Below are 22,404 nucleotides of genomic sequence, written 5' to 3' on the forward strand. Positions count from 1 at the left end.
CGAACTCTTTGCAATGACGCAAAGGACGGAAAACCGTTTCACACTTTTCCTGGAATTGCTGTAAGCTTTTCCAGGAAAGGCACGAAGCGATTTTCCGTCAGGAGATGAGCCTCGCCCGCCATCGTCCTCCGGGGGACGCAGCCCTCACGACCCTATTTTTGTTCCGCTTCCCGCAATTTGCGGGCGCGTGCCGCCGACAGCGCAGCTGTCACGATCTTTGCCGGTGCGGACGGATCATCGAAGTGCACATCGATTTCGACCACCCGGCTTGCCCCAGCCAATTCCGCTGCCCGGCCGTGGCCGGGCTCCAGGCGAACCATGTCCTTGGCCGTGGTCACAAGCGTGCAGCCGAGCGCGGCCGCCTTGTCCAGAAGGTCCGATATCTCGTCCTCTGAAAAGTGATGATGGTCGGGGAAGCTGCGCGTTTCCTCGATGAGCGCGCCGGTTTCACGCACCGTGCGATAGAATTTTTCCGGGTCGGCGATGCCGGCCCAGGCCAGCACCTTGACACCGTTCAGCGAGCCGTCGTCAAGGCGGACAACCTCCGCCTCGTAGATCTGCTTGCCGGCTCGTGCGGCGCGACGGATCAAGGCGTCGGCCTCGGCGCCATTGCCGATCTTCAACAGCGCGGTCGCATGGCGCAGCTGATTGGAGATCGGTGCGCGCACCGGGCCTGACGGCACGAGGTAGCCATTGCCGATGCCACGTCGGGAATCGATGACGAGCAGTGCAAAATCGAAGGCGAGCCGCGCGCTCTGGAAACCATCGTCCATGATGATGATATCGACGCCTTCGGCCACCAGCCGGCGGGCACCATCGACCCGGCGACGGCACACGACCGTCAGTGCCTCACGCGCCAGCAACAGCGGCTCGTCACCGACGTCGCGTGCCCTGTGGTGTTCAGGTTCGACGATCGTCGTCACATCGAGCGAACCGCCATAACCCCGACTGAGGAAACCCGGCTTCAGACCCTTGGCCCTGACGGCACGCGCAAGCGCGATCGCCGTCGGGGTCTTGCCGGCACCGCCGACCGTGAAATTGCCGATGCAGATGATCGGGACCGGCACGGATGCCCGGCGGGCACGATCCATGCGCAAGCCTGCAATACGTCCATAGATCCAGGAAAACGGCCACAAAGCCCGGGCACGCCAATCCGCCTTTGTCCACCAGAACGGCGGCGCTTCCGATACCATCTTTGTTTCCGTCACCCCGTCTGGTCCTTCCGGGAAGGACGATGCACATCTCGGCTGCCGCTGCCCAAAAATGCGGCGGCATGTCTGCCGACAAAAAACGTCAGAACGCGGAAAAAGGCAAGCGGCACAAGACAATGCCGGTTCCGACAGGCTTCCCGTCTAGCTCAGACCCCTGCTTTCCACAGCAAGGCCGGCCGCCTTCCAATCCGGAAATCCGCTCTCGAGGCGGCGGACAGCAAAGCCCCTCTCGTGCAAGACCGTGACCGCATCGAAGGAAAGGGCGCAATAAGGCCCACGGCAATAGGCGACGATCTCGCCCCCGGCGGGCAGTTCGGCAAGGCGTCGTTCGAGTTCCTCGATCGGAATATTGATCGCACCGGGAAGATGGCCCGACGCGAATTCGTCCCGCGGTCGAACATCCAGCAGCGTCACGCCTCCTTCCCGCATCCGCAGCAGCAGTTCGTCGCGCGACATCGCTTCGAGACGGTCTGGCCGGTCCAGACGATCTGCAACGAGTTCGCGGATCTGCGCACGATTGTGCTCGGCATACTGCCGCAGGGCCGAAAGCAGGCCGATCACCGGACCGGTCCCCAGCCGATAGAGCACGCGCTTGCCGTCCCGGCGAGGCTCGACAAAACCGGCACGCCGCAATTGCTGTAGGTGCTGTGACGCATTGGCGATGCTGAGGCCGGACAGTTCGGCAAGGCGCTCCACCGAGCGCTCGCCCTGGGCGATGTGCTCAAGCAAAAGCAGGCGCTGAGCGCTCGCAAGCGTGCGGGCAAGCTCGGCAAACTCCTCGAAGATATGAAGTTGAAGATCGGTCATTGACAGAAGCCTAACACTTCTCCATCAATCATTCAATTGCTCAATTGAATGACATCCTGGTGTGCCGTGGAGCGCGATCGGTCGATGCGGCGGCCATGAACATGATGTGAAAGGATACGGACATGGAAACGGATCTGGTGTTGCGGGCCTTCCTGATCGGCATCGGTGCGACTGCGGTCATGGATCTCTGGGCGGTGGCGCTGAAACGTTTGCTCGACATGCCGTCCCTGGACTATGGCATGGTGGGTCGGTGGATCGGCCATTTTCCGCAAGGCCGTTTCATGCACCAGCGTATCGTAGCGGCGGCCCCCGTTCGTGGCGAACGGCTGATCGGCTGGACCGCCCATTATGCGATCGGCATTGTCTTCGCGGGGCTTTTGTTACTGATCTGGGGACATGACTGGGCGACACGGCCGACGCTTGGCCCGGCACTGATCATCGGCCTCATGACCGTAGTCGCGCCGTTTTTCCTGATGCAGCCCGGCATGGGGGCCGGCATCGCTGCCTCGAAAACGCCGAGCCCGAATATCGCGCGGCTGCGCAGCCTGCTTGCGCATGCGATATTCGGGCTCGGGCTCTATCTGTCGGCGTTGGTTCTATCGATCCTCTGGCGATGATGGGGCCATGTTCGCAACCGTAAGTGCGGCAGCGACGGAAATGCGGCTCAGCGAAAAACCTAGAGGACGGCTTCGAGTTCGGTGATATCGGCCAGGCAATGGTCGGAGGCATCGGCCAGCGACTGGCGCGAGCCGGTGCCCGTGAGCACTGCGACAGTCATGCCGACGCCGGCGTTGCGGCCCATGTGCATGTCGTGATTGTTGTCGCCGACGACCACGACCTGCTGTGGATCGAGCCCAGTGGCTGCGCAGAAGCCGAGCACCATGCCGGGCTCCGGCTTGACACCATAGCCGCTGTCGTAGCCGGCGACGTAATGCAGATAGCCGTCAAACCCGAAGCGCCTGGCGGTTTCGCGGATCGAGCGCTCGTTGTCGCTGGATGCGACACCGAGGCGATACCCCTTGGCATGCAGACCGGCAAAGAACGAACCGAGGTCGGTGACCGGCACCGCATATTCGGCCGAACGGGCAAACAGTCCGTCAAACAGAGTCGTCAAGGCTTCCACGGTAAACGGCGCACCGGCGGTCACGAACCCGGTCGCGATCTCGACCGTGTTGCCGGCGGCAAGCAGGCTGTCGGGCAGCACATGGCCGGTATCCGGATCCATGCCGCCCGCCTTGAGCAGAGCGCGCGCCAGAACCTCGTCGCCCTTGGCGGCGATCTTCGCCAACTCGTAGTTCACCGGCACCCAGCTCTTGGCGTAGTCGAGCAGCGTTCCGTCCTTGTCGAACAGGATACCGGCGATGGCTGTCGGTGCGCTCATGGTGATCTTACGTCTCCCGGTGCGGTCAGAGGTCGCTGCGCGGTTCGAGCCGCGCCTTGACGACGAGCGGATTGATATAGGGCTCGAGCCCCTTCATTGTCGCCGACAGCGCGCCGCGCATCTCTTGCACGGTTTCGAGGCCGGCATCGATCATCGAACGACGCATGTCGTCGTTGACGAGCAGGTAGTTGACGCCCTTGGCCAGCATCTCGGTATCGCGGACGATCTTGGCGCTGCCGTTCTTGGCAAGCATCTGGTAGGTCTCGCGGAAATTCTGGACGTTGCCGCCCGAAAGAACGGCGCAGCCGAGCATTGCCGGTTCCAGCGGGTTCTGCCCGCCTTCGGCAAACAGCGAGCGTCCGACAAAGGCCACCTCGGTCAGGCGCAGATAGAGTCCCATCTCGCCGATCGTGTCGCCAAGGAAAATATCGACGTCTGATGTCAGCGGATCGCGACGGGTGCGACGCGCAACCTTCAGCCCCTTGGCCGTCAGCGCCGCCTCGATCGCATCGCTGCGCTCGGGGTGCCGCGGCACGATGATGGTCAACAGGCCGGTGCGCTCCTTGAGGGCACGATGCACGACGCCAGCGGCACTTTCCTCACCGTCGAAAGTCGAGATCGCCGCCCAGGTTTTGCGCGTGCCGATCTGCTGGCGATATTCTTTCAACGCCTGCGGGTCGTGTGGCGGTGCGTCGGTATCAACTTTCAGGTTGCCCGATACCATCACCGGCAGGGCGCCGAGCGTGCGAAAACGTTCGGCGTCGACATCCGATTGAGCGATGACGAGCGCGAGGTTCTCAAACAGCGCATCGGCGAGCGCCGGCCGCTTCTTCCAGCGCGCAAACGTGCGGTCGGAAAGGCGGCCGTTGACCAGAACCTGCGGGATGTGGCGTCGCCCAAGTTCCAGGATGGTCATCGGCCAGATCTCGGATTCGGCGATGATGGCCAGATCCGGCTGCCAGTATTCGAGGAAACGATTGACCGCCGGCTTGAAATCGAGCGGCACATATTGGTGAATGACCGCCGAGCCGAGGCGCCCGGCCGCGACCCGCGCCGACGTCTTCGTGCCGGTCGTCAGCACGACATTGATGCCGCGACGATGGATTTCCTTGATCAGCGGGATGACCGCATTGGTCTCTCCGACGCTTGCGGCGTGGAACCAGACGAGCGGACCTTGCGGACGCGGCACGCTGGCATATCCGTAACGCTCGCGGCGGCGCGCCGGGTCCTCCTTGCCCTTCGCGGCGCGCAGGGCAAGATAGGACCACACGAACGGATAGATCGCCGAACCAATCCAGCGATAGCTGGAGAGCGCCAGCCGGGCGCGAAAGCTGCTCATGGCCTGGGCCCCTCGCCCAATGGAAAGCTCGGGCGAAGGTCAAATGCGGCGAGCGCGCGGGAACGCGCCGCGCATGCCGACGGCGTCGGCATCAATCGTTTTCCGGATCAAGCAGGCGATGCATGTGAACGATGAAATAACGCATATGCGCATTGTCGACGGTCATCTGAGCCTTCGACTTCCAGGCGATGTGCGCGCTTTCGTAATCGGGATAGATGCCGACGATATCGAGCTTGTCCAGGTCACGGAAATGAACATCGGTGAGCGTGGTCAGTTCACCACCGAAGACCAAATGCAGACGTTGTTTCTTCTCGGAGTCGTGAGCCATTGGAGTTCCATTTTCTTATAGGGTATGGGCGTTGGTTTGCGGCATTCGGCTTGAAAGGTCAATGGCCCTCGAGGGTCCTGGAGGCAGCAAGCAATCCCGGCAATGTCACCTTCGACGCCGCGCAAAGAAGGCCATGAACGACATTGGGGCGATTGTACGACAGGGCCCGAGATTCAAGCGTATTGATCGCCCCGCCTGCCCTTTCGAGAATGAGGTCGGCAGCGGCAAGATCCCAATCATGAGAGTTCTTCTTGACCACCGTGCCGTCGATCCGCCCATCCGCAACCATGGCCAGCCGATAGGCGAGCGAAGGCACATGCGGTACCCGCACGAAGCCGTTGCGATAGGACGGCGCTAGAGCCGAAACGATGTCTTCGGCAACCGCGACATGCAGCGCTTCGCCATCGTGGACGTCGCGCACGCGAATGCTCGCACCGTTCTTCAGCGCCGGGCCATCCACGGTTGCCTGAAAGACCTCGTCGAGCGCCGGCGCATAGAGAACGCCGGCAACCGGCAGGCCACGGTGGACGACAGCGACGCTGACGCACCAGAGATCCTTGCCGGCGATGAAGGCGCGGGTGCCGTCGATCGGGTCGATGACGAAGACGGTCTCACAGGACAGGCGGCTCTCATCGTCGTCGGTCTCTTCCGAGAGCCAACCGTAATTCGGTCGGGCGAGCAGCAGACGTTCCTTGAGAATGTCGTTGGACGCGATATCGGCCTCGCTGACCGGCGAACGTCCCTCGTTCTTCCAGCGCACATCGGGCTCGTTTCGGAAGTAACCAAGAGCCGTTTCGCCGGCGGCGATCGCGGCGGAAAGGATCAGATCCAGATCCTCCTTCCACGTCGCGATCGATGTTGCTTTGTCTGACATTCAAATCCCTATGCGCCGGCACATGGCCGAACGCTTTTGTCTTGGCTATTGACGTCCGCTGCTCACAGGCCGGCGAGCGTCATGCCTTCGATCGCGAGCGTCGGTGCGGCAACGCCAAACTTTCTGTCGATGTCGTCGGCCGGCGTGATCTGCATGAACATCTGCTTGAGGTTCGACGCGATTGTCACCTCGGACACGGCAAAAGACAGCTCACCGTTCTCGATCCAGAAGCCGGACGCGCCGCGGCTATATTCGCCGGTCACCATGTTGACGCCCTGGCCGATAAGCTCGGTCACGTAAAAGCCGGTTCCGACACTGCGGATCAGGTCTTCGCGTGAAACCGAACCCGGTTCGAGCGCCAAATTGGTCGAGGCCGGATTGACCGTCGGGCCACCGCGCACGCCGCGGCCGTTGGTCTCAAGGCCGAGTTCGCGCGCAGCCGAGGTCGACAGGAACCAATGGTTCAGCACCCCATCCTCGACCATCGTCAGCTTCGACCCGCTGACGCCTTCGCCATCGAACGGACGCGAAGACGAGCCTCGCACGATCAGCGGGTCGTCGGTCACCGAAAGTCCCGCCTTCATGACCTGCTTGCCCATCATGTCGCGCAGGAAACTGGTCTTGCGCGCGACAGACGCTCCGTTGATGGCGCCGGCCAGGTGGCCGACGAAGCCGCGCGCCATGCGCGGATCGAAGACGACGGCAACGTTCTTGGCGGTCGGCATCTGGCGGGGGTTGATCCGCGCGACAGCACGCTCGCCCGCCACCCGGCCGATGTCATCGGCCGCACGCAGATCGTCGAAATAGATGCGACTGTCGTAATCGTAGTCGCGCTCCATCTTCGTGCCTTCGCCGGCGATCGCGCTCACCGAACGGCCGAAGCGGGTGGCCATGTAGGAACCGGAGAAGCCCTGCGAGGTCACGAGCACGAGCCCGCCCATGCCGGCCGACGCACCTGCACCGCTGGAATTGGTGACTCCAGAAACCGCAAGCGCCGCCTCTTCCGCGGCGAGTGCCGCCTCGGTCAGGGCTTCCGTCGAAACCTCCCGATTGTCGAAGAGTTCAAGATCCGGGTAGGATTTCGCCAATCGGTCCGGATCGGCAAGCGAAGCGAAAGGGTCCTCCGGCGAGGCCTTGGCCATCGCCACGGCCCGCTCGGCGAGCACCTTCAGATCGAAGCCGGGATTGGCCGAAACGCTGGCGACGCGGTTGCCGACGAAGACGCGCAGCGAGAAGTCGTCGCTTTCGGATGCTTCGGTGGCTTCAACCTTGCCGAGGCGCACCGAGACGGAGCGGGAGCGCCCGCGAACGACGACGGCGTCAGCCGCATCGGCGCCTGCCTTGCGGGCAAGATCCACCAGTTCGGCGGCGCGTTTTTCGAGGGAGGCGGAATCGATCGTTTCTGACATGATGTGGCCTTTCATTCCTGCCCCATTTATTGTGCACTGAAGCATGCATCAAGGGCATTGGCATGATTCCCGCCCATACACCGTAATGTTACTCCCGCCGAAACCTCCGTCTGCCCGAGGCAGGACGACGCAATATCGAAAGCCGCGCGCATGACGACGACACCGATCCTCTACTCCCAGGCGCTGATGCTGCTCGGCGGCGCGGTGCTTGCGGCGCCGCTTTTCAAGCGCCTCGGGCTCGGTACGATCCTCGGCTACCTCGCGGCCGGTATCCTCATCGGGCCGGTCGCCCAGACGATCACCGAAGGCGAGGAGATCCTGCATGTCTCCGAGCTTGGGATCGTCTTCCTGCTGTTCATCATCGGGCTGGAGTTGAAGCCGTCGCGGCTCTGGCAGATGCGGCGCGACATCTTCGGCCTGGGCACCGCACAGGTGATGATGACCGGCGTCATCCTCTCCTATGGGATCGCGCTGACCGGCATGCTCGACCATGCAGGAAGCATCATCGCCGGCTTCGGACTGGCGCTTTCTTCCACGGCCTTTGCAATGCAGATCCTCGAGGAGGGGAACGACCGCAACACACGCTTCGGTCAGCGCGCCTTCTCGATCCTGCTGCTGCAGGATCTGGCCATCGTCCCCCTGCTTGCGCTGATCCCGCTTCTGGCAGCACAGGCGCCGGAGGATACGACGACGCCGCTTGAGGATTTCGCCGTCGCCATCACCGCGATCGCGGTCCTCTTCGCTGCCGGCCGCTACCTGCTCAACCCCCTGTTCCAGATCATTGCCCGCACCGGCGCCCGCGATGTGATGATTGCCGCAGCGCTTCTGGTGGTGATGGGGGCGGCCACGCTGATGCAGATGGCCGGTCTTTCCATGGCCATGGGTGCGTTCCTTGCCGGCGTGCTCCTGGCCGAATCCTCCTATCGTCACGAGCTCGAGGCCGATATCGAGCCCTTTCGCGGCATCCTGCAGGCGCTGTTCTTCATGGCGGTTGGCCTGTCGTTGCAGCTCGGCGTCATCATCGACAAATACCTTGTGATCATCGTCGCCGTGCCGCTGCTGATGCTGGTGAAAAGCTTCGTGCTCTACTGGCTCTGCCGGCTGGCAGGTTCCCATCACAACGACGCGGTGCGCATCAGCCTGCTCCTGCCGCAGGGCGGCGAATTCGGCTTCGTGCTGTTTACGGCGGCAGCCGCTGCCGGCGTCTTTTCGCAGGGCAACGCGTCGCTGCTCGTTGCCATCGTCACGCTTTCGATGGCGCTGACCCCGATCGCCTCCATGCTCGCCCCACGCCTCATGCGCGAACAGGACGAGATGGCAGACGAGATGGAGGAGGATTTCGAAGGTGCGGACGCCGACGTGCTGATGATCGGCTTTTCGCGTTTCGGCCAGATCGCTGCGCAGATCCTTCTTGCCGGCGGTCGCGACGTGACGATCATCGACCACTCGGCCGCCCGCGTTCGCCAGGCGGCGACCTTCGGTTTCCGGATCTACTTCGGCGACGGCAACCGGCTCGATGTGCTGCGTGCCGCCGGCATCGAACGGGCGAAGCTCGTCGCCATCTGCACCCAGAAGAAGGAAACCACCGACCGGATCGTCGACCTTGTACAGGCCGAATATCCGGACGCCCGGATCTTCGCCCGCTCCTACGACCGGCTGCACACACTTGAACTGCGGGCAAAAGGCGTCGACTACGAGCTGCGCGAAACCTTCGAGTCCGGCCTGCTCTTTGGTCGAAAGACGCTGGAGGCGCTGGGCGTCGGCAACGACGAGGCGCTCGCCATCATGGATGACATCCGCAAGCGCGACGAGGCCCGCCTGGTTTTGCAGGAGGCGGAGGGCATTACCGCCGGCCGCGACATGCTGCATTCGCAGCCCGTGCGTCCCGAGCCGCTGGTCAAGCCCAAGCGCGACGTCGACCATTCCTTGGAAACGGGCGAGAGCATCCTGCCGGGGTTGCCGGCTGACGAGCGGGAAAGCGCCTAACAGGGATGGGGACCGGTCAGCGCCTTATCCGGAGACGCCAGTCACCTTCATTCGCTCCTCAAGCGTGCGCTTGAACTGATCCTTGATGCCGGCGGTCGCCGCCAGGACTTCCTTTGCGCGCAGAAAGTCCATCACCCGGTAGCGGCCGACATCCGGCCGCAACATGATATCCGGCGCACCTTCCTTCAGTTTCATGGCGATGATCGACTGCATCATCAACTGGCTGGCGCCGAACAGGCTGTCGATGCGGCTGGGGATCGTCTTGCCATCGCCGTCCGGGCCACCGACGACATCGACGGCGACAACGATCTCGGCGAGGCCGCGCAGATGGTCAAAGGGAATGGGATTGTAGATGCCGCCATCGATCATCACCCGCCCTTCTATCTTCACCGGCATGAAGACCGCAGGCAGAGCCGCCGATGCGGCCAGCGCCTTCTGCAGATCGCCTGTCGCGCAGATGTGCTCCGTCTGACCGTAATAGTCGGTGACGACAACCTTGAGGGGAATATCCAGTTCTGAAAACGTCGCGGGGATGGCTTCGGGCAGGAACGCCTTCAAGACGCGTTCGATGTTGAACTGGCCGAAACGAAAGCCGTTGGTCACCGCTTCAGACCAGCTAGCCGGCCGCAGCTGCCACAAGCGGTTGACGACCTCGCGGCGGTGGCCGACGGTCGCAAGCGTGTGCTCCCGAATTTCCGCGCCGCTGAGGCCCGCCGCCATACCGGCGCCCATGATGGCGCCGATCGACGAACCGGCGATGACGACCGGGCGAATGCCCAACTCGTCGAAAGCCTCGATGACATGAATATGGGCCAGCCCCCGGGCACCGCCGCCGCCGAGCGCCAGCGCGACCGACGGCTCGCTCGCGCTAACCGGCGAAATATCCGCGCTGGAAACGTCCGGTTTCATCAAGCTGCATCCCAAGTTCAGCTGGCAGTCTAACTTTGCAAGCGAATCAAAAGTGTGACGTCAGACGCCGCGGAAGCGGTAGAAATGCATGCGCGTATCGCCGAACACCCTGACGTCCAGCCGCTCGAAAACGGCTGTTGGCGCCGGCTGAACGTCGGCACGCTCCTCCAGCACCACCAGGGCATTCGGAACCAGCCAATTGCCGAGCGCGGCCGACTCCAGCGCCTTCTCTCCCAATCCCTTTGCATAGGGCGGGTCTGCGAAGACCAGGTGGAAGGGCTCCATCGTACCGACGGAACCGAGGCTGGTCGCATCCCTGCGGAAGACTTTGGCGCGGCCTTGCAGGCCGAACGCCTCGATATTGTTCTGCAGCAAGCCCCTGCCCTCGACGCCCTGTTCGACGAAGAGTGCCTGACGGCACCCCCGAGACAGGGCCTCGAGGCCCACGGCCCCGGTGCCGGCGAAAAGATCCAGCACCCGGGTGCCATCGAGAGCCTCCGGATAGGAATGGCTCAGGATGTTGAACAGGCTTTCGCGCGTCCGATCGGTCGTCGGACGGATATCATTCGACTTGGGCGTGGCCAGACTGCGGCCACGGAACTCTCCGCCGACAATGCGCACGACCGCTTAGTTTCCTCTGCCGCGCGGCTTGCCGCCGGCCGGGCGCCCACCGCCACCGGGACGGCCGCCACCACCGGGCCTGCCGCCGCCGCCAGCTGGTTTCCCGCCACCGGGCTTGCCGCCACGCGGACCGCCGGAGCGTTCACCAAAGGATTTGCCGCCGGATGGCTTGCCACCGAACGACTTGCCGCGAGGCTTGTCGCCGAACGGGCGGTCACCGCCTTCGCGGCGTGGCGGACGATCGCCCTCGGCGCGAGGGGCTCTCGGTTTGTCGGAATAGCTGCGTGGACTGCCTTCGGCGCGGGCAGGCCGATCGCCACGTGGGCGGTCGCCATCTTCGCGACGCGCAGGCCGGTCGCCTTCAGCGCGCGGGAACCGCGGCTTGTCGGAATAACTGCGCGGGCCGCCCTCTGAGCGCGCCGGCCGATCGCCACCTTCGCGACGCGGGGGACGATCACCGTGGTCACGCGACCTGCGGTCGCCGGCATCGCCCGACTTGCGCCGGCCGAAGCCGCCATCACGGCCTTCATCCTTGCCCCGACGAGCGGGTTCGCTGGCGCTGATCCATTCGCCCTCTTCGTCCCGACGCTTTACCGGTGCGGCAGACGCCGGACGATCAAAGTCCCTGGGCGCGCCGCCCTTGCGGTCTGGATCGAACTTACCGGATGATTTTGTTGCAAAGCCATCCTTCGTGCGGCCATAGCGTTTGGTATTCGGAGCGCCATCCGGGCGCTCGCGACGGGCCGGCTTTGCCGAGGCATCACCTTCAGCGGACTTGGGCTTCTTCTCGGCCAGCGGACGCGCGCCAGGCGCCATCCAGACATTGGCCGTGCGGGCGCGCTGCGCCGGCGTGCGCTTCGGCCGGTCCTCGAACTTGGCGTCGCCGCGGTCCTCGCGGGGGCCGCCCTTGCCACGGGGGCCTTCCTTGCCACGGCCACCGTCGCGGCGGTCGTCACGACGAGTGTCGAGACGGGAAAGCGCGCGTTCGCGTTTGTCTTCCGGCTTTTCCCAGCGGTTGGCGCGTTCGGGCTTGCGCGTGTCGGAGGCTTCGCCTTCCGGCGCTTCGTTCGCAACGGTTGCCGACTGATCGTTGTACAGCGGCGCGTCGAAGTTCGCCTTGGCGTCTTCGATCAGGCGCGGTCCGAGTTGGTCGCGCAGCGTCCGACCACGGATTTCCTGCACATGGCCCTCCGGCAATTCGCCGAGCTGGAACGGGCCGTAGGAGATACGGATAAGGCGGTTGACGTCGAGGCCGAGCGCGCCAAGCACGTTCTTGATCTCGCGGTTCTTGCCTTCACGCAGACCCATCGTGATCCAGACGTTCGAACCCTGCACACGGTCGAGCGTCGCTTCGATGCCGCCGTAAAGCACGCCGTCGACGGCAATGCCTTCCTTCAGCTTGTCCAGTTCGTCCTGGTCGATTTCACCATGGGCGCGCACCCGGTAGCGGCGCAGCCAGCCGGTCGACGGAAGCTCGAGCACGCGGGCAAGTCCGCCGTCGTTGGTCAGCAGCAGCAGGCCTTCGGTGTTGATGTCGAGGCGGCCGATCGACAGGACGCGCGGCAGTTCGTCCGGCAGGTTGTCAAAGACCGTCGGGCGGCCTTCCGGGTCGGCATTGGTGGTCACCAGTCCGGCCGGCTTGTGGTAGAGCCACAGGCGGGTGCGCTCGATGCCGCGGATCGGATTTCCGTCAACTTCGATGCTGTCGGCGAGCGTCGCGTTGACGACCGGCGTGTCGAGAATGACGCCGTTGAGCCTGACCCGGCCTTCCATGATCATGCGCTCGATATCGCGGCGTGAAGCAACGCCAGCGCGCGCCAGGATCTTGGAGATGCGCTGCGGCTCGTCGCTGCTTGCGGCGGCGGGCTTCGGGCCTGCCTTGGGCGGCCGCGAGGCACCGGCTTCAGGCGCTGCCGCCTTCTTGCCAGCGAATTGAGGTTTCTTGTCCCGGCCAGCGGGCTTGCCGCCAGGCCGCTTGGGCTTGTCTTTGGATGTCATTTGTGTTGCCTGCCTTTTGCGGCTGTCCTATCAGGTCGGAGCCCGTGGGTTAAGAGAAATTATTGTTTGAGCGATGGCTGATACGACACGCTTCATGGATGCGGCCCTCGAAGAGGCCAAAAAGGCCGGCCAACGTGGCGAAGTGCCGATCGGTGCCGTCGTCGTTTTCAATGGCGAGATCATTTCGCGCGCCGGAAATCGAACCCGCGAACTCAACGACGTCACGGCTCATGCCGAGGTCGTCGCGATCCGCGAAGCGTCCATGGTGCTCAACGACGAGCGGCTGGCGGGCGCCGATCTTTACGTCACCCTGGAGCCGTGCACCATGTGCGCGGCGGCGATCTCCTTTGCCCGCATCCGTCGCCTCTATTACGGCGCTGAAGATCCAAAGGGGGGCGCGATCGATAGCGGCGTGCGCTTTTACGGCTCGCCGACATGCCACCACGTGCCCGATGTCTACTCCGGGCTTGCCGAACGGGAGGCCGCAGACATCCTCAGGGATTTCTTTGCCGGGAAGCGCTAAGCGAGCGAACCCTCAGCCGGCTGCGAAGGTCTCAAGCGCGGCACCTGCGAGCCGGTAACGCGTCCACTCCGACATCGGCTCGGCACCAACGGCTTCGTAAACGCGGATTGCCGGCTCGTTCCAATCGAGCACGCTCCACTCGAAACGGCCACAGCCTTCCTCGACGGCGATCTTGGCCAGATGCTTCAACAGCATCTTGCCAGCGCCGGAGCCACGGCAATCCGGCGTCACGTAGAGATCTTCGAGATAGAGCCCCTTGCGCGCCTGCCAGGTGGAATAGTTGTAGAACCACATGGCGAAACCGGCCGGCTTGCCGTCCTTCTCGCAGATCACCGCACGGGTGAGCGCATCCGGGCCAAAGAGCGAGGCCTGCAACTGCGCGACGGTCGCCTCGACTTCGTCGGGCGCCTTCTCATAGATGGCCAGTTCGGTGATGAAACGCAGGATGGTTTCCGCGTCTTCCGGTCGCGCGTCGCGAATGCTGATCGTCATGACTTAGAAGGGCCAGTACCACTTGCTGCCGGAATTCTTGATCTGCGCTTCCTTCTTGCGGCGGCGCTCCTTGAGCTTTTCCGGCTCACCAAGGTCGGCTTCCGAGCCCTCCGGAAGGCGGCGGTATTCGAGCGGCGGATCGCTCAGGAAGCGGCGCTTGTCGGCGTAGGCGCCCATCTCGATCTTGCGCGCATCGCGATAGGCTTGCTGCTGCTCCTTGGCCGAAAGACGTCGGCCATTGGCGCTGGCCTTGGCGAGCGGCGAGACGTAGTTCGGGTTGTTCTTGTTCGCGTCGGCTTCTTCGCGCAGACGGTTGCGCGCTTCTTCCGGAGATTCGACCCACTCCGGATTCGCTTCGCGGCTAGCAAGCGACTTCTGCGGCTCCATGAGGGCGGTCTGCTGGCCGGACGGCGGCAGGACCAGGCCAGGACGTGGCTGATACTTGACCGGATCACGCTTCTGCGGAGCAAGGCTCACAGCGCTTCCGAGATCGTCCATCAGCTGTTCGCCTGCCGTCTTGTCGGTGCCGTAGGTCGGACCGCCGATGCAGCCGGAAAGCACCAGGCCGCTCGTCATAATGGCGGCAACGCTAGCAAACAGTCGCAACTCTCGCGTCATTTCCATGAGATTCCTTCTAGCCGGCCACCGTCACGTGCGCGGCCACTCAGCGCCATGGCGGAAAAATCCGCCAAATTTCGGGCAGGTTTTACCGGATGAATGCGGTAAGCGCAATTCATCCGGTAAATGATCCCTTAAGCCTTGAAGCCAAGTTCCCGTAGTGCGGCAGCATCGCGGGCAGACACCTCAGGGTAGAGCGCGTCCGAACCGACGTCTGTCGTGATCCGCCACGAGCGGGCGCACTTGCGGCCAACGGCCGCCTTCGGGATGACGCTGACCTTGGCGACATCAGGCAGACGGAAGGCATCGGGCGGGCCTTCGCCCGCCTCCACGGAGATCGACGAGGTGATGCAGATCTCGGCGAAATCTTCGCCTTCAAGTGCCTTCAACAGCTCCGGATCGGCGATGTAGACGACGGGAGCCGCCTCCAGCGAAGAGCCGATGCGCTTCTCGCGGCGCTCGATTTCCAGCGCCCCGGTCACGACCGTACGCACTGCGCGGATCTTTTCCCACTTCGCCTCGAGAGCGTCGTTCTTCCATTCCGCCGGGATTGCCGGGAACTGCTCGAGATGCACCGAGACCGCATCGGGCTTGCGCGACAGCCATGCTTCTTCGCAGGTGAAGGGCAGCATCGGCGCAAGCCACAGCACCAGGCAATCGAACAGCTTGCGGATCACCGCAAGTGCCGACCGACGACGAAGGCTCGACGGTGCGTCGCAATAGAGCGCATCCTTACGCACGTCGAAATAGAAGGCGGAGAGTTCGACGTTCGAGAAATCGATCAGCGCGCGGGCGATCCTCTTGAAGTCGAACGCATCATAGCCTTCCCGAACGACCTGATCGAGCTCGGCCAGGCGATGCAGCATCAGCTTTTCCAGCTCGGGCAGATCGGCGTAGGCGATCTCCTCGCCTTTGTCGTGCGCCAGCGTGCCCAGCATCCAGCGGACGGTGTTGCGCAGCTTGCGATAGGCGTCGATGTTGGTCTGGATGATCGTCTTGCCGAGGCGCTGATCTTCCCAATAGTCCGTCGTCATCACCCAGAGGCGCAGGATGTCGGCGCCGGCATCCTTCATCACTTCCTGCGGCGTGACGGTGTTGCCCTTCGACTTCGACATCTTCTCGCCCTTCTCATCCATGGTGAAACCATGAGTGACAACGGCGTTGTAGGGCGCGCGACCACGCGTTGCGCAGGATTCGAGCAGCGACGAGTGGAACCAGCCACGATGCTGGTCGGAGCCTTCGAGGTAGACGTCGGCCGGCCACTTCAGGTCCGGACGATCCTCAAGCGTGAAAGTATGCGTCGAGCCTGAATCGAACCAGACGTCGAGAATGTCCATGACCTGGTGCCACGTCTCGTGGTCGTGGTCATTGCCGAGGAAGCGATCCTTGGCACCTTCGGCAAACCAGGCATCGGCGCCTTCCTGCTCGAAGGCTTCGAGAATGCGGGCGTTGACGGCTTCGTCGACGAGGATCTCACCCTGCTCGTCAGCAAAGATCGCGATGGGCACGCCCCAGGCACGCTGGCGCGAGAGCACCCAGTCCGGGCGTCCCTCGATCATCGCACGCAGGCGGTTCTGGCCGGCGCCGGGCACGAAGCGGGTATCGTCGATAGCCGACAGCGCGCGCGAGCGCAGCGTCGTGCCGTCGCCGAAGCCCTTGTCCATGTAGACGAACCACTGCGGCGTGTTGCGGAAGATCACCGGCTTCTTGGAGCGCCAGGAATGCGGGTAGGAGTGCTTCAGGCGGCCGCGCGCAAACAGCGCGTGTCGGCCGATGAGCGCCTTGATGACGCGATCATTGGCATCGCCCTTCTTGCCCTTGTCGTCGAGTACGCGGCCGGCGCCACCTTCGGCGTCCGGGCCAAAGCCATGGGCGTCTGCGGTGAAGTAGCCGGCGTCGTCGACGGTGAACGGGATCGCCGAGGAGATGCCGCGGGCTTCGAGCGCGCGGGCGCTGTCCATCCAGGCGTCAAAGTCTTCGCGACCGTGACCGGGAGCGGTATGAACGAAGCCCGTACCGGCGTCGTCTGTGACATGGTCGCCATCGAGCAGCGGCACCTTGAAGGCGTAGCCGCCACCGAGGCCATGCAGCGGATGGGCGCAGGTGACCGCTGCCAGCTCAGCGCCCTCGATATCGCGGACGAAATTGAAGGTGAGCTTGGCCTTGGCGGCGGACTCTTCCGCCAGACGCTTGGCGAAGATCAGCTTCTCGCCGGGCTGCGGGCCGAAATCGTTCTCGGCGGTCGCAACCTCGTAAAGGCCATAGGCGTAACGCGAAGAGAAAGCGATGGCGCGGTTGCCGGGGATGGTCCAGGGCGTGGTCGTCCAGATCACGACGAAGGTGCCGGCAAGATCCTGCGGGCCGTCGGTGACCGGGAACTTCACCCAGATCATGTCGCTTTCGACGTCGGCGTATTCGACTTCGGCTTCGGCCAGCGCCGTGCGCTCGACGACCGACCACATCACCGGCTTGGAGCCGCGGTAAAGCTGGCCCATCTTGGCGATCTTCATCAGTTCGCCGGCGATGCGGGCTTCGGCGTGGAAGTTCATCGTCGTGTAGGGATTGTCGAAGTCGCCCTCGATGCCGAGGCGCTTGAACTCTTCCGCCTGGATCTGGATCCACCCCGAGGCGAAGTCGCGGCATTCCTTGCGGAATTCGTTGACCGGAACCTCGTCCTTGTTCTGGCCCTTCTCGCGATACTTTTCCTCGATCTTCCATTCGATCGGAAGGCCGTGGCAATCCCAGCCCGGCACGTAGTTGGCGTCGAAGCCGCGCATCTGGAACGAGCGGTTGATGACGTCCTTGAGGATCTTGTTCAGCGCATGGCCGATATGGATGTTGCCGTTGGCATAGGGAGGGCCGTCATGCAGCACGAATTTCTCGCGACCGGCGGCCGAGGCGCGCAGCTTCTTGTAGAGACCCATCTTCTGCCAGCGGGCAACCGTTTCCGGCTCCTTCTGCGGCAGGCCGGCGCGCATCGGAAACTCCGTCTGCGGCAGGTAGAGGGTGGAGGAATAGTCGATCTTCTCAGCGGTCTCTGTCATGGTCTTTGCAATCATCTTTTCCGCGCGGATCGTCGCGCATGCGAAAGGGTGGTATCTGGCGCCTGATCCCGAAATCCGGATCGATTTTCGGAAGGGATCATGCGCAGCTTCAAAGTTTCAGAGCGACCTTGGCGCGTCCAAGAGACGCGCGGCGCTCTAGAAATGACTGGGGCGTCGGAAACGCCGAAATCCCGGACCTTCCGGCGGCCTAGTGCGCGCGGAAAGCCGGGCCAATAATTCGCTGATCGATGGTCAGTCGACGGTGCCGGGTCATGGTGGCCGGTTGTTTAAGGCGTTTTCGGCCTTTTGAAAAGGTCCGCCGCTTCAGCGCGACGGATTTCTTTAGGCGAAGTTGATCCGGCGATCGATATCGCTCAAGGGTGTGACGCCGGAGAGCAGCGCCCTCGCCTCGTCCTCGTCCTTTCGGATCTGCGCTACCAGCGGGTCGAGCCCTTCGAACTTCAGTTCGTCGCGAAGGTGACCGAAGAACGAAACCGAACAGACCTCGCCGTAGAGATCGCTGGAAAAATCGAAGACGAAGGTTTCAAGCAGCGCCTCGCCGTCGCTGTCGACCGTCGGGCGCTGGCCGAAGCTGGCTACACCATCATAGAGCGAGCCGTCAGGCCGGCGGAAGCGCACAGCATAAATGCCGGCTCTAAGTTCGACCTCCGGCGGCAGACGCATATTGGCCGTGGGATAGCCGAGGGTACGTCCGAGCTTCTTGCCGTCGATCACTTCGGCCTCGACCGTGTAGCGATAGCCGAGCAGGCCAGCCGCGTGAGAAACGTCGCCCTGCCCGAGCAGCGACCGGATGAAGCTCGAGGAGATCACCGAGGCGTTCTCGTCGCGGAAAGCGTCGACAAGCGTCACCCCGAAGCCATTTTCGCCGCCCGCCGCCATCAGGAAGGCAGGACCGCCTTCGCGCCCCTTGCCGAAATGGAAATCGAAGCCGGTGACCACATGCGAGGCATGCAGCCAATCCAGAAGGATCCGATGGATGAAATCGGACGCGGAAAGCTCGGAGAAGGTGCGGTCGAACGGGTATTCAATGACCGCACCAAACCCCATGCCTTCAAGGATACGGGCCTTCAGTGGCGCGGGCGTCAGCCGGAAGACCGGCGTGTCCGGTCGAAAGACGGTGCGCGGGTGCGGCTCGAAGGTCAGAACCAGAGCCGGTACGCCGCGCGCCGCGGCTTCTTCCAGCGCTCGCTCCAGCACCGATTGGTGGCCGCGGTGAACACCGTCGAAATTGCCAATGGCGACTACGCCGCCGCGCAGGCGCTCGGGCAGGGGGTCGCGGGTTTCGTTGCGATGAAAAACCGTCATCTCAGTCTTCCCGTCACGCGAGCCTGGGCATCCACCACTTCGGCGAGGCGCCTTCCTTCTTCAGGAAGGCTGTAAGCTTCGCTTCGTCGGTCCGGCTTTCGTTCATGTATTCCTGCGCATGAATACCGGCGCTTATGTAGAGCAGATCGAAACCGGCATCCTGGGCACCCTTGACGTCGGTCGGCATGCCGTCGCCGACAGCGATGACACGCGACAGATCGAGTGGACCGCGAACGGCCTTGGCTTCCGTCAGCGCTGCGCGGTAGATCGAGATATAGGGTTTTCCGGCGATGCGGGCTTCGCCGCCGAGCTCCTCATAGAGCTTGGCGATGGCGCCGGCGCAGGGGATCAGCCGGTGGCCGCGCTCGACCACCAGATCCGGGTTGGCGCAGATAAACGGAATCTTGCGCTTGGCAAGACCGGTCAGTGTCGCGCGGTAATGCTCCGGCGTTTCGGTTTCATCGTCATAGAAGCCGGCGCAGACGACGGTCTCTGCATCTTCCGACGAAACGATCTCGGTGCCGAGCCCTTCGAGCAACGGCAGATCGCGTTCGGCGCCGATGAAGAAGATCTTCTTGTCGGCTGCAGCGATCAAAGTGCGGGTCACATCGCCCGACGTGACGATGCGATCATAGGCTTCATCGGGAACGCCAAGCCCACGGATCTGTACCTTGACGCTCGGGCTCGGCCGGGGCGAATTGGTGATGAGGACAACCGTCAGGCCTGCGGCACGCGCTTCCGCCAGGGCCTCGCAGGCCGACGCAAACGCCTGAACGCCGTTGTGGAGAACCCCCCAGACGTCACAGAGCACGACGTCATAACGCCCTGAGATTTCCCGAAAACTGTTGATCCTTGCGGCCATGCGGGCTTCCTGCAAACTCGGTTTCCGGCTTGCATGGCAAGGAAGGCCCGAGAATACAAGCCTCGGCCCACGAAAAACGCCGCCATTCCCAAGGATTCGACGTTCGACCACGCTAGCACCGAGGCCGAGGCACACAAGGATCGGACATCGGAGGCGAACCACGTCGCAGTCGGTGGGCCACAGGCCCCAAGGCCCGCGATGCCAACCGGATCGGGCCACCAGACCAGGCAAAACCTTCGAGATCGGATTTGCCCAAATTCCGACCGCTTCATGCAATAGGCAGTCGAACGTCCCGACCCGGCCGCCGTTCGTTGCCTGTCATCAGCCGCAAATAACCATGTCGCCTGAAATTTTTTGAACGGCCAATCCTTGACTCGTCCCGGACCCAGCCTTATCTCGGCCTCGCTAGCACTCGACAAAAGGGAGTGCTAACACCCATCCATCGGGTCGACGAGCGATCCGTAGTGTCATTTGATCGAGGGATTAGACTAATGGCAAGCACCAATTTCCGCCCGCTGCACGACCGTGTTGTCGTCCGCCGCGTCGAGTCTGAGGAAAAGACCAAGGGCGGCATCATCATTCCGGACACCGCTAAGGAAAAGCCGCAGGAAGGCGAAATCGTCGCTGTTGGCTCGGGCGCCCGTGACGAAAGCGGCAAGGTTGTCGCTCTCGACGTCAAGGCTGGCGACCGCGTTCTGTTCGGCAAGTGGTCGGGCACCGAAGTCAAGATCAACGGCGAAGACCTTCTCATCATGAAGGAAGCCGACATCATGGGCATCATCGGCTGATCAGCCGTCGCCCCCACCTTTCCATGACAACCAATGGGCAATGAGCCCGGGAGTTTTCTCAAATGGCTGCAAAAGAAATCAAGTTCGGCCGCACCGCGCGCGAAAAGATGCTGCGTGGCGTCGATATCCTCGCTGACGCCGTAAAGGTCACGCTCGGCCCGAAGGGTCGTAACGTCATCATCGACAAGTCCTTCGGCGCTCCGCGCATCACCAAGGACGGCGTATCGGTCGCCAAGGAAATCGAACTCGAAGACAAGTTCGAAAATATGGGCGCCCAGATGGTCCGCGAAGTTGCTTCGAAGACCAACGACATCGCCGGCGACGGCACCACGACTGCAACCGTTCTGGCCCAGGCGATCGTTCGCGAAGGCGCCAAGGCTGTTGCTGCCGGCATGAACCCGATGGACCTGAAGCGCGGTATCGACCTCGCCGTCACCGAAGTCGTCAAGGATCTCCAGGCCAAGGCCAAGAAGATCAACACTTCGGAAGAAGTCGCACAGGTCGGCACGATCTCGGCCAACGGCGAGCGTCAGATCGGCCTCGACATCGCAGAAGCGATGCAGAAGGTCGGCAACGAAGGCGTCATCACGGTTGAAGAAGCCAAGACCGCCGAAACCGAACTCGAAGTCGTCGAAGGCATGCAGTTCGACCGTGGCTACCTCAGCCCCTACTTCGTCACCAACCCGGAAAAGATGGTCGCTGACCTCGACGACGTCTTCGTTCTCCTCCACGAGAAGAAGCTCTCGAACCTCCAGGCCATGCTCCCGGTTCTCGAAGCTGTCGTTCAGACCGGCAAGCCGCTCCTCATCATCGCTGAAGACGTCGAAGGCGAAGCTCTTGCGACCCTCGTCGTCAACAAGCTGCGTGGCGGCCTGAAGATCGCTGCCGTCAAGGCTCCGGGCTTCGGCGATCGCCGCAAGGCCATGCTCGAAGACATCGCCATCCTGACCGGTGGTACCGTGATCTCCGAAGACCTCGGCATCAAGCTCGAAAACGTCACGCTCGACATGCTCGGCCGTGCGAAGAAGGTTTCGATCTCCAAGGAAAACACCACGATCGTCGACGGTGCCGGCCAGAAGAGCGACATCGAAGGCCGCGTTTCCCAGATCAAGGCTCAGATCGAAGAAACCACTTCTGACTACGACCGCGAGAAGCTGCAGGAACGTCTTGCCAAGCTCGCTGGCGGCGTTGCCGTGATCCGCGTTGGCGGCTCGACGGAAGTTGAAGTGAAGGAAAAGAAGGACCGCATCGACGACGCGCTCAACGCGACGCGCGCTGCTGTTCAGGAAGGTATCGTACCGGGCGGCGGCGTTGCCCTGCTGCGTTCTTCCGTCAAGATCACCGTCAAGGGTGTTAACGACGACCAGGAAGCCGGCATCAACATCGTTCGTCGCGCTCTGCAGGCTCCGGCCCGCCAGATCGCTGAGAACGCTGGTGACGAAGCCTCCATCGTTGTCGGCAAGATCCTCGACAAGGACCAGGACAACTTCGGCTACAACGCTCAGACCGGCGAATACGGCGACATGATTGCCATGGGCATCATCGACCCGGTCAAGGTCGTTCGCACCGCCCTTCAGGACGCAGCTTCGGTTGCTGGCCTCCTCGTCACGACGGAAGCCATGATCGCCGAGCTGCCGAAGAAGGACGCTCCGGCAATGCCGGGCGGCATGGGCGGCATGGGCGGCATGGACATGATGTGATAGGGCGCTAGCCCAATCGCAGCATTGTCCATAAAGCTTCGCCCATGCACTAAGAGCGGTTCAGCGCGTCAAGCGCGCTGAACGGGCGGCATGGACATGATGTGATAGGGCGCTAGCCTTATCGCGGACCTGTTCAAGCAGATCCACGGTGATCCATTCGGATCGGAAAGGGCGACCCTCGGGTCGCC

20 protein-coding genes are annotated in these 22,404 nt (G+C 63.0%); 5 read left to right on the forward strand and 15 right to left on the reverse strand.

From position 1 onward, the window contains the following. Nucleotides 1–152: 152 nt before the first annotated feature. Nucleotides 153–1,193, reverse strand: a complete 1,041-nt coding sequence (gene lpxK / locus ABIE33_RS04380; RefSeq protein WP_429121853.1) for a tetraacyldisaccharide 4'-kinase — start codon at nucleotides 1,191–1,193, stop codon at nucleotides 153–155. A gap of 159 nt (nucleotides 1,194–1,352) precedes the next feature. Next, entirely contained in the window at nucleotides 1,353–2,018 is a 666-nt protein-coding gene (locus tag ABIE33_RS04385) for an ArsR/SmtB family transcription factor (protein WP_429121856.1), read from the reverse strand. Between the two features lie 122 nt (nucleotides 2,019–2,140). Between ABIE33_RS04385 and ABIE33_RS04390 the strand changes: the two genes are divergently transcribed. Beyond that, entirely contained in the window at nucleotides 2,141–2,635 is a 495-nt protein-coding gene (locus ABIE33_RS04390; RefSeq protein WP_429121859.1) for a DUF2938 domain-containing protein, read from the forward strand. Nucleotides 2,636–2,694: 59 nt separating this feature from the next. On the opposite strand, the gene ABIE33_RS04395 is transcribed toward ABIE33_RS04390, so the two are convergent. From ABIE33_RS04395 to ABIE33_RS04415, 5 genes are all read right to left on the reverse strand, one after another. Then, complete coding sequence (locus tag ABIE33_RS04395; RefSeq protein ID WP_429121862.1) at nucleotides 2,695–3,399, reverse strand: HAD family hydrolase; 705 nt, start codon at nucleotides 3,397–3,399, stop codon at nucleotides 2,695–2,697. A gap of 25 nt (nucleotides 3,400–3,424) precedes the next feature. Further along, on the reverse strand, nucleotides 3,425–4,738 hold the full coding sequence (gene waaA / locus ABIE33_RS04400; protein WP_429121864.1) for a lipid IV(A) 3-deoxy-D-manno-octulosonic acid transferase: 1,314 nt from the start codon (nucleotides 4,736–4,738) through the stop codon (nucleotides 3,425–3,427). 91 nt (nucleotides 4,739–4,829) lie between these two features. Continuing rightward, nucleotides 4,830–5,066, reverse strand: coding sequence for a DUF4170 domain-containing protein (locus ABIE33_RS04405; RefSeq protein ID WP_053250851.1), 237 nt, complete (start codon nucleotides 5,064–5,066; stop codon nucleotides 4,830–4,832). A gap of 58 nt (nucleotides 5,067–5,124) precedes the next feature. Then, the gene (locus ABIE33_RS04410) at nucleotides 5,125–5,940 is read right to left on the reverse strand and encodes a 3'(2'),5'-bisphosphate nucleotidase CysQ (protein ID WP_429121866.1); all 816 of its coding nucleotides are present in this window, start codon (nucleotides 5,938–5,940) and stop codon (nucleotides 5,125–5,127) included. Nucleotides 5,941–6,002: 62 nt separating this feature from the next. Then, nucleotides 6,003–7,349 carry a TldD/PmbA family protein gene (locus ABIE33_RS04415; protein ID WP_429121868.1) on the reverse strand — a complete coding sequence of 449 codons (1,347 nt, stop codon included), beginning with the start codon at nucleotides 7,347–7,349 and terminating at the stop codon, nucleotides 6,003–6,005. 150 nt (nucleotides 7,350–7,499) lie between these two features. On the opposite strand from ABIE33_RS04415, the gene ABIE33_RS04420 reads away from it, so the two are divergent. Continuing rightward, nucleotides 7,500–9,335, forward strand: coding sequence for a monovalent cation:proton antiporter-2 (CPA2) family protein (locus tag ABIE33_RS04420; RefSeq protein ID WP_429121870.1), 1,836 nt, complete (start codon nucleotides 7,500–7,502; stop codon nucleotides 9,333–9,335). A gap of 24 nt (nucleotides 9,336–9,359) precedes the next feature. On the opposite strand, the gene ABIE33_RS04425 is transcribed toward ABIE33_RS04420, so the two are convergent. The 3 genes from ABIE33_RS04425 to ABIE33_RS04435 are packed head-to-tail and all read right to left on the reverse strand — an operon-like array spanning nucleotide 9,360 to nucleotide 12,863. Then, entirely contained in the window at nucleotides 9,360–10,244 is an 885-nt protein-coding gene (locus tag ABIE33_RS04425; RefSeq protein ID WP_429121872.1) for a patatin-like phospholipase family protein, read from the reverse strand. A 60-nt stretch (nucleotides 10,245–10,304) separates the two neighbouring features. After that, the gene (gene rsmD / locus ABIE33_RS04430; protein WP_053250856.1) at nucleotides 10,305–10,865 is read right to left on the reverse strand and encodes a 16S rRNA (guanine(966)-N(2))-methyltransferase RsmD; all 561 of its coding nucleotides are present in this window, start codon (nucleotides 10,863–10,865) and stop codon (nucleotides 10,305–10,307) included. A 6-nt stretch (nucleotides 10,866–10,871) separates the two neighbouring features. After that, nucleotides 10,872–12,863, reverse strand: coding sequence for a pseudouridine synthase (locus ABIE33_RS04435; RefSeq protein ID WP_429121875.1), 1,992 nt, complete (start codon nucleotides 12,861–12,863; stop codon nucleotides 10,872–10,874). Nucleotides 12,864–12,936: 73 nt separating this feature from the next. On the opposite strand from ABIE33_RS04435, the gene ABIE33_RS04440 reads away from it, so the two are divergent. Next, on the forward strand, nucleotides 12,937–13,386 hold the full coding sequence (locus tag ABIE33_RS04440; protein ID WP_429121878.1) for a nucleoside deaminase: 450 nt from the start codon (nucleotides 12,937–12,939) through the stop codon (nucleotides 13,384–13,386). A 12-nt stretch (nucleotides 13,387–13,398) separates the two neighbouring features. Here the strand turns inward: ABIE33_RS04440 and ABIE33_RS04445 are convergent, their stop codons facing one another. The 5 genes from ABIE33_RS04445 to ABIE33_RS04465 all read right to left on the reverse strand — a co-directional run bounded on the left by ABIE33_RS04445 (nucleotide 13,399) and on the right by ABIE33_RS04465 (nucleotide 19,728). Continuing rightward, nucleotides 13,399–13,878 (reverse strand): N-acetyltransferase family protein, encoded by a 480-nt coding sequence (locus ABIE33_RS04445; protein ID WP_429121880.1) that lies wholly within the window; start codon nucleotides 13,876–13,878, stop codon nucleotides 13,399–13,401. 3 nt (nucleotides 13,879–13,881) lie between these two features. Further along, nucleotides 13,882–14,502, reverse strand: coding sequence for a hypothetical protein (locus ABIE33_RS04450; RefSeq protein ID WP_429121882.1), 621 nt, complete (start codon nucleotides 14,500–14,502; stop codon nucleotides 13,882–13,884). 128 nt (nucleotides 14,503–14,630) lie between these two features. Then, nucleotides 14,631–17,540, reverse strand: a complete 2,910-nt coding sequence (gene ileS / locus ABIE33_RS04455; RefSeq protein WP_429121885.1) for an isoleucine--tRNA ligase — start codon at nucleotides 17,538–17,540, stop codon at nucleotides 14,631–14,633. Between the two features lie 342 nt (nucleotides 17,541–17,882). Further along, on the reverse strand, nucleotides 17,883–18,866 hold the full coding sequence (locus ABIE33_RS04460) for a bifunctional riboflavin kinase/FAD synthetase (RefSeq protein ID WP_429121888.1): 984 nt from the start codon (nucleotides 18,864–18,866) through the stop codon (nucleotides 17,883–17,885). Between the two features lie 13 nt (nucleotides 18,867–18,879). Continuing rightward, complete coding sequence (locus ABIE33_RS04465; RefSeq protein ID WP_429121890.1) at nucleotides 18,880–19,728, reverse strand: TIGR01459 family HAD-type hydrolase; 849 nt, start codon at nucleotides 19,726–19,728, stop codon at nucleotides 18,880–18,882. Between the two features lie 491 nt (nucleotides 19,729–20,219). Here ABIE33_RS04465 and groES point away from each other — a divergent pair, with 491 nt between their 5' ends. Further along, a complete protein-coding gene (groES, locus tag ABIE33_RS04470; protein WP_004675403.1) occupies nucleotides 20,220–20,516 on the forward strand; it encodes a co-chaperone GroES in 297 nt (98 codons plus the stop codon). A 62-nt stretch (nucleotides 20,517–20,578) separates the two neighbouring features. Further along, nucleotides 20,579–22,216 carry a chaperonin GroEL gene (groL, locus tag ABIE33_RS04475; protein ID WP_053250862.1) on the forward strand — a complete coding sequence of 546 codons (1,638 nt, stop codon included), beginning with the start codon at nucleotides 20,579–20,581 and terminating at the stop codon, nucleotides 22,214–22,216. The last annotated feature ends 188 nt before the right edge of the window (nucleotides 22,217–22,404 follow it).

The organism is Ensifer sp. 4252, assembly GCF_050434565.1.
GTDB lineage: Bacteria > Pseudomonadota > Alphaproteobacteria > Rhizobiales > Rhizobiaceae > Ensifer.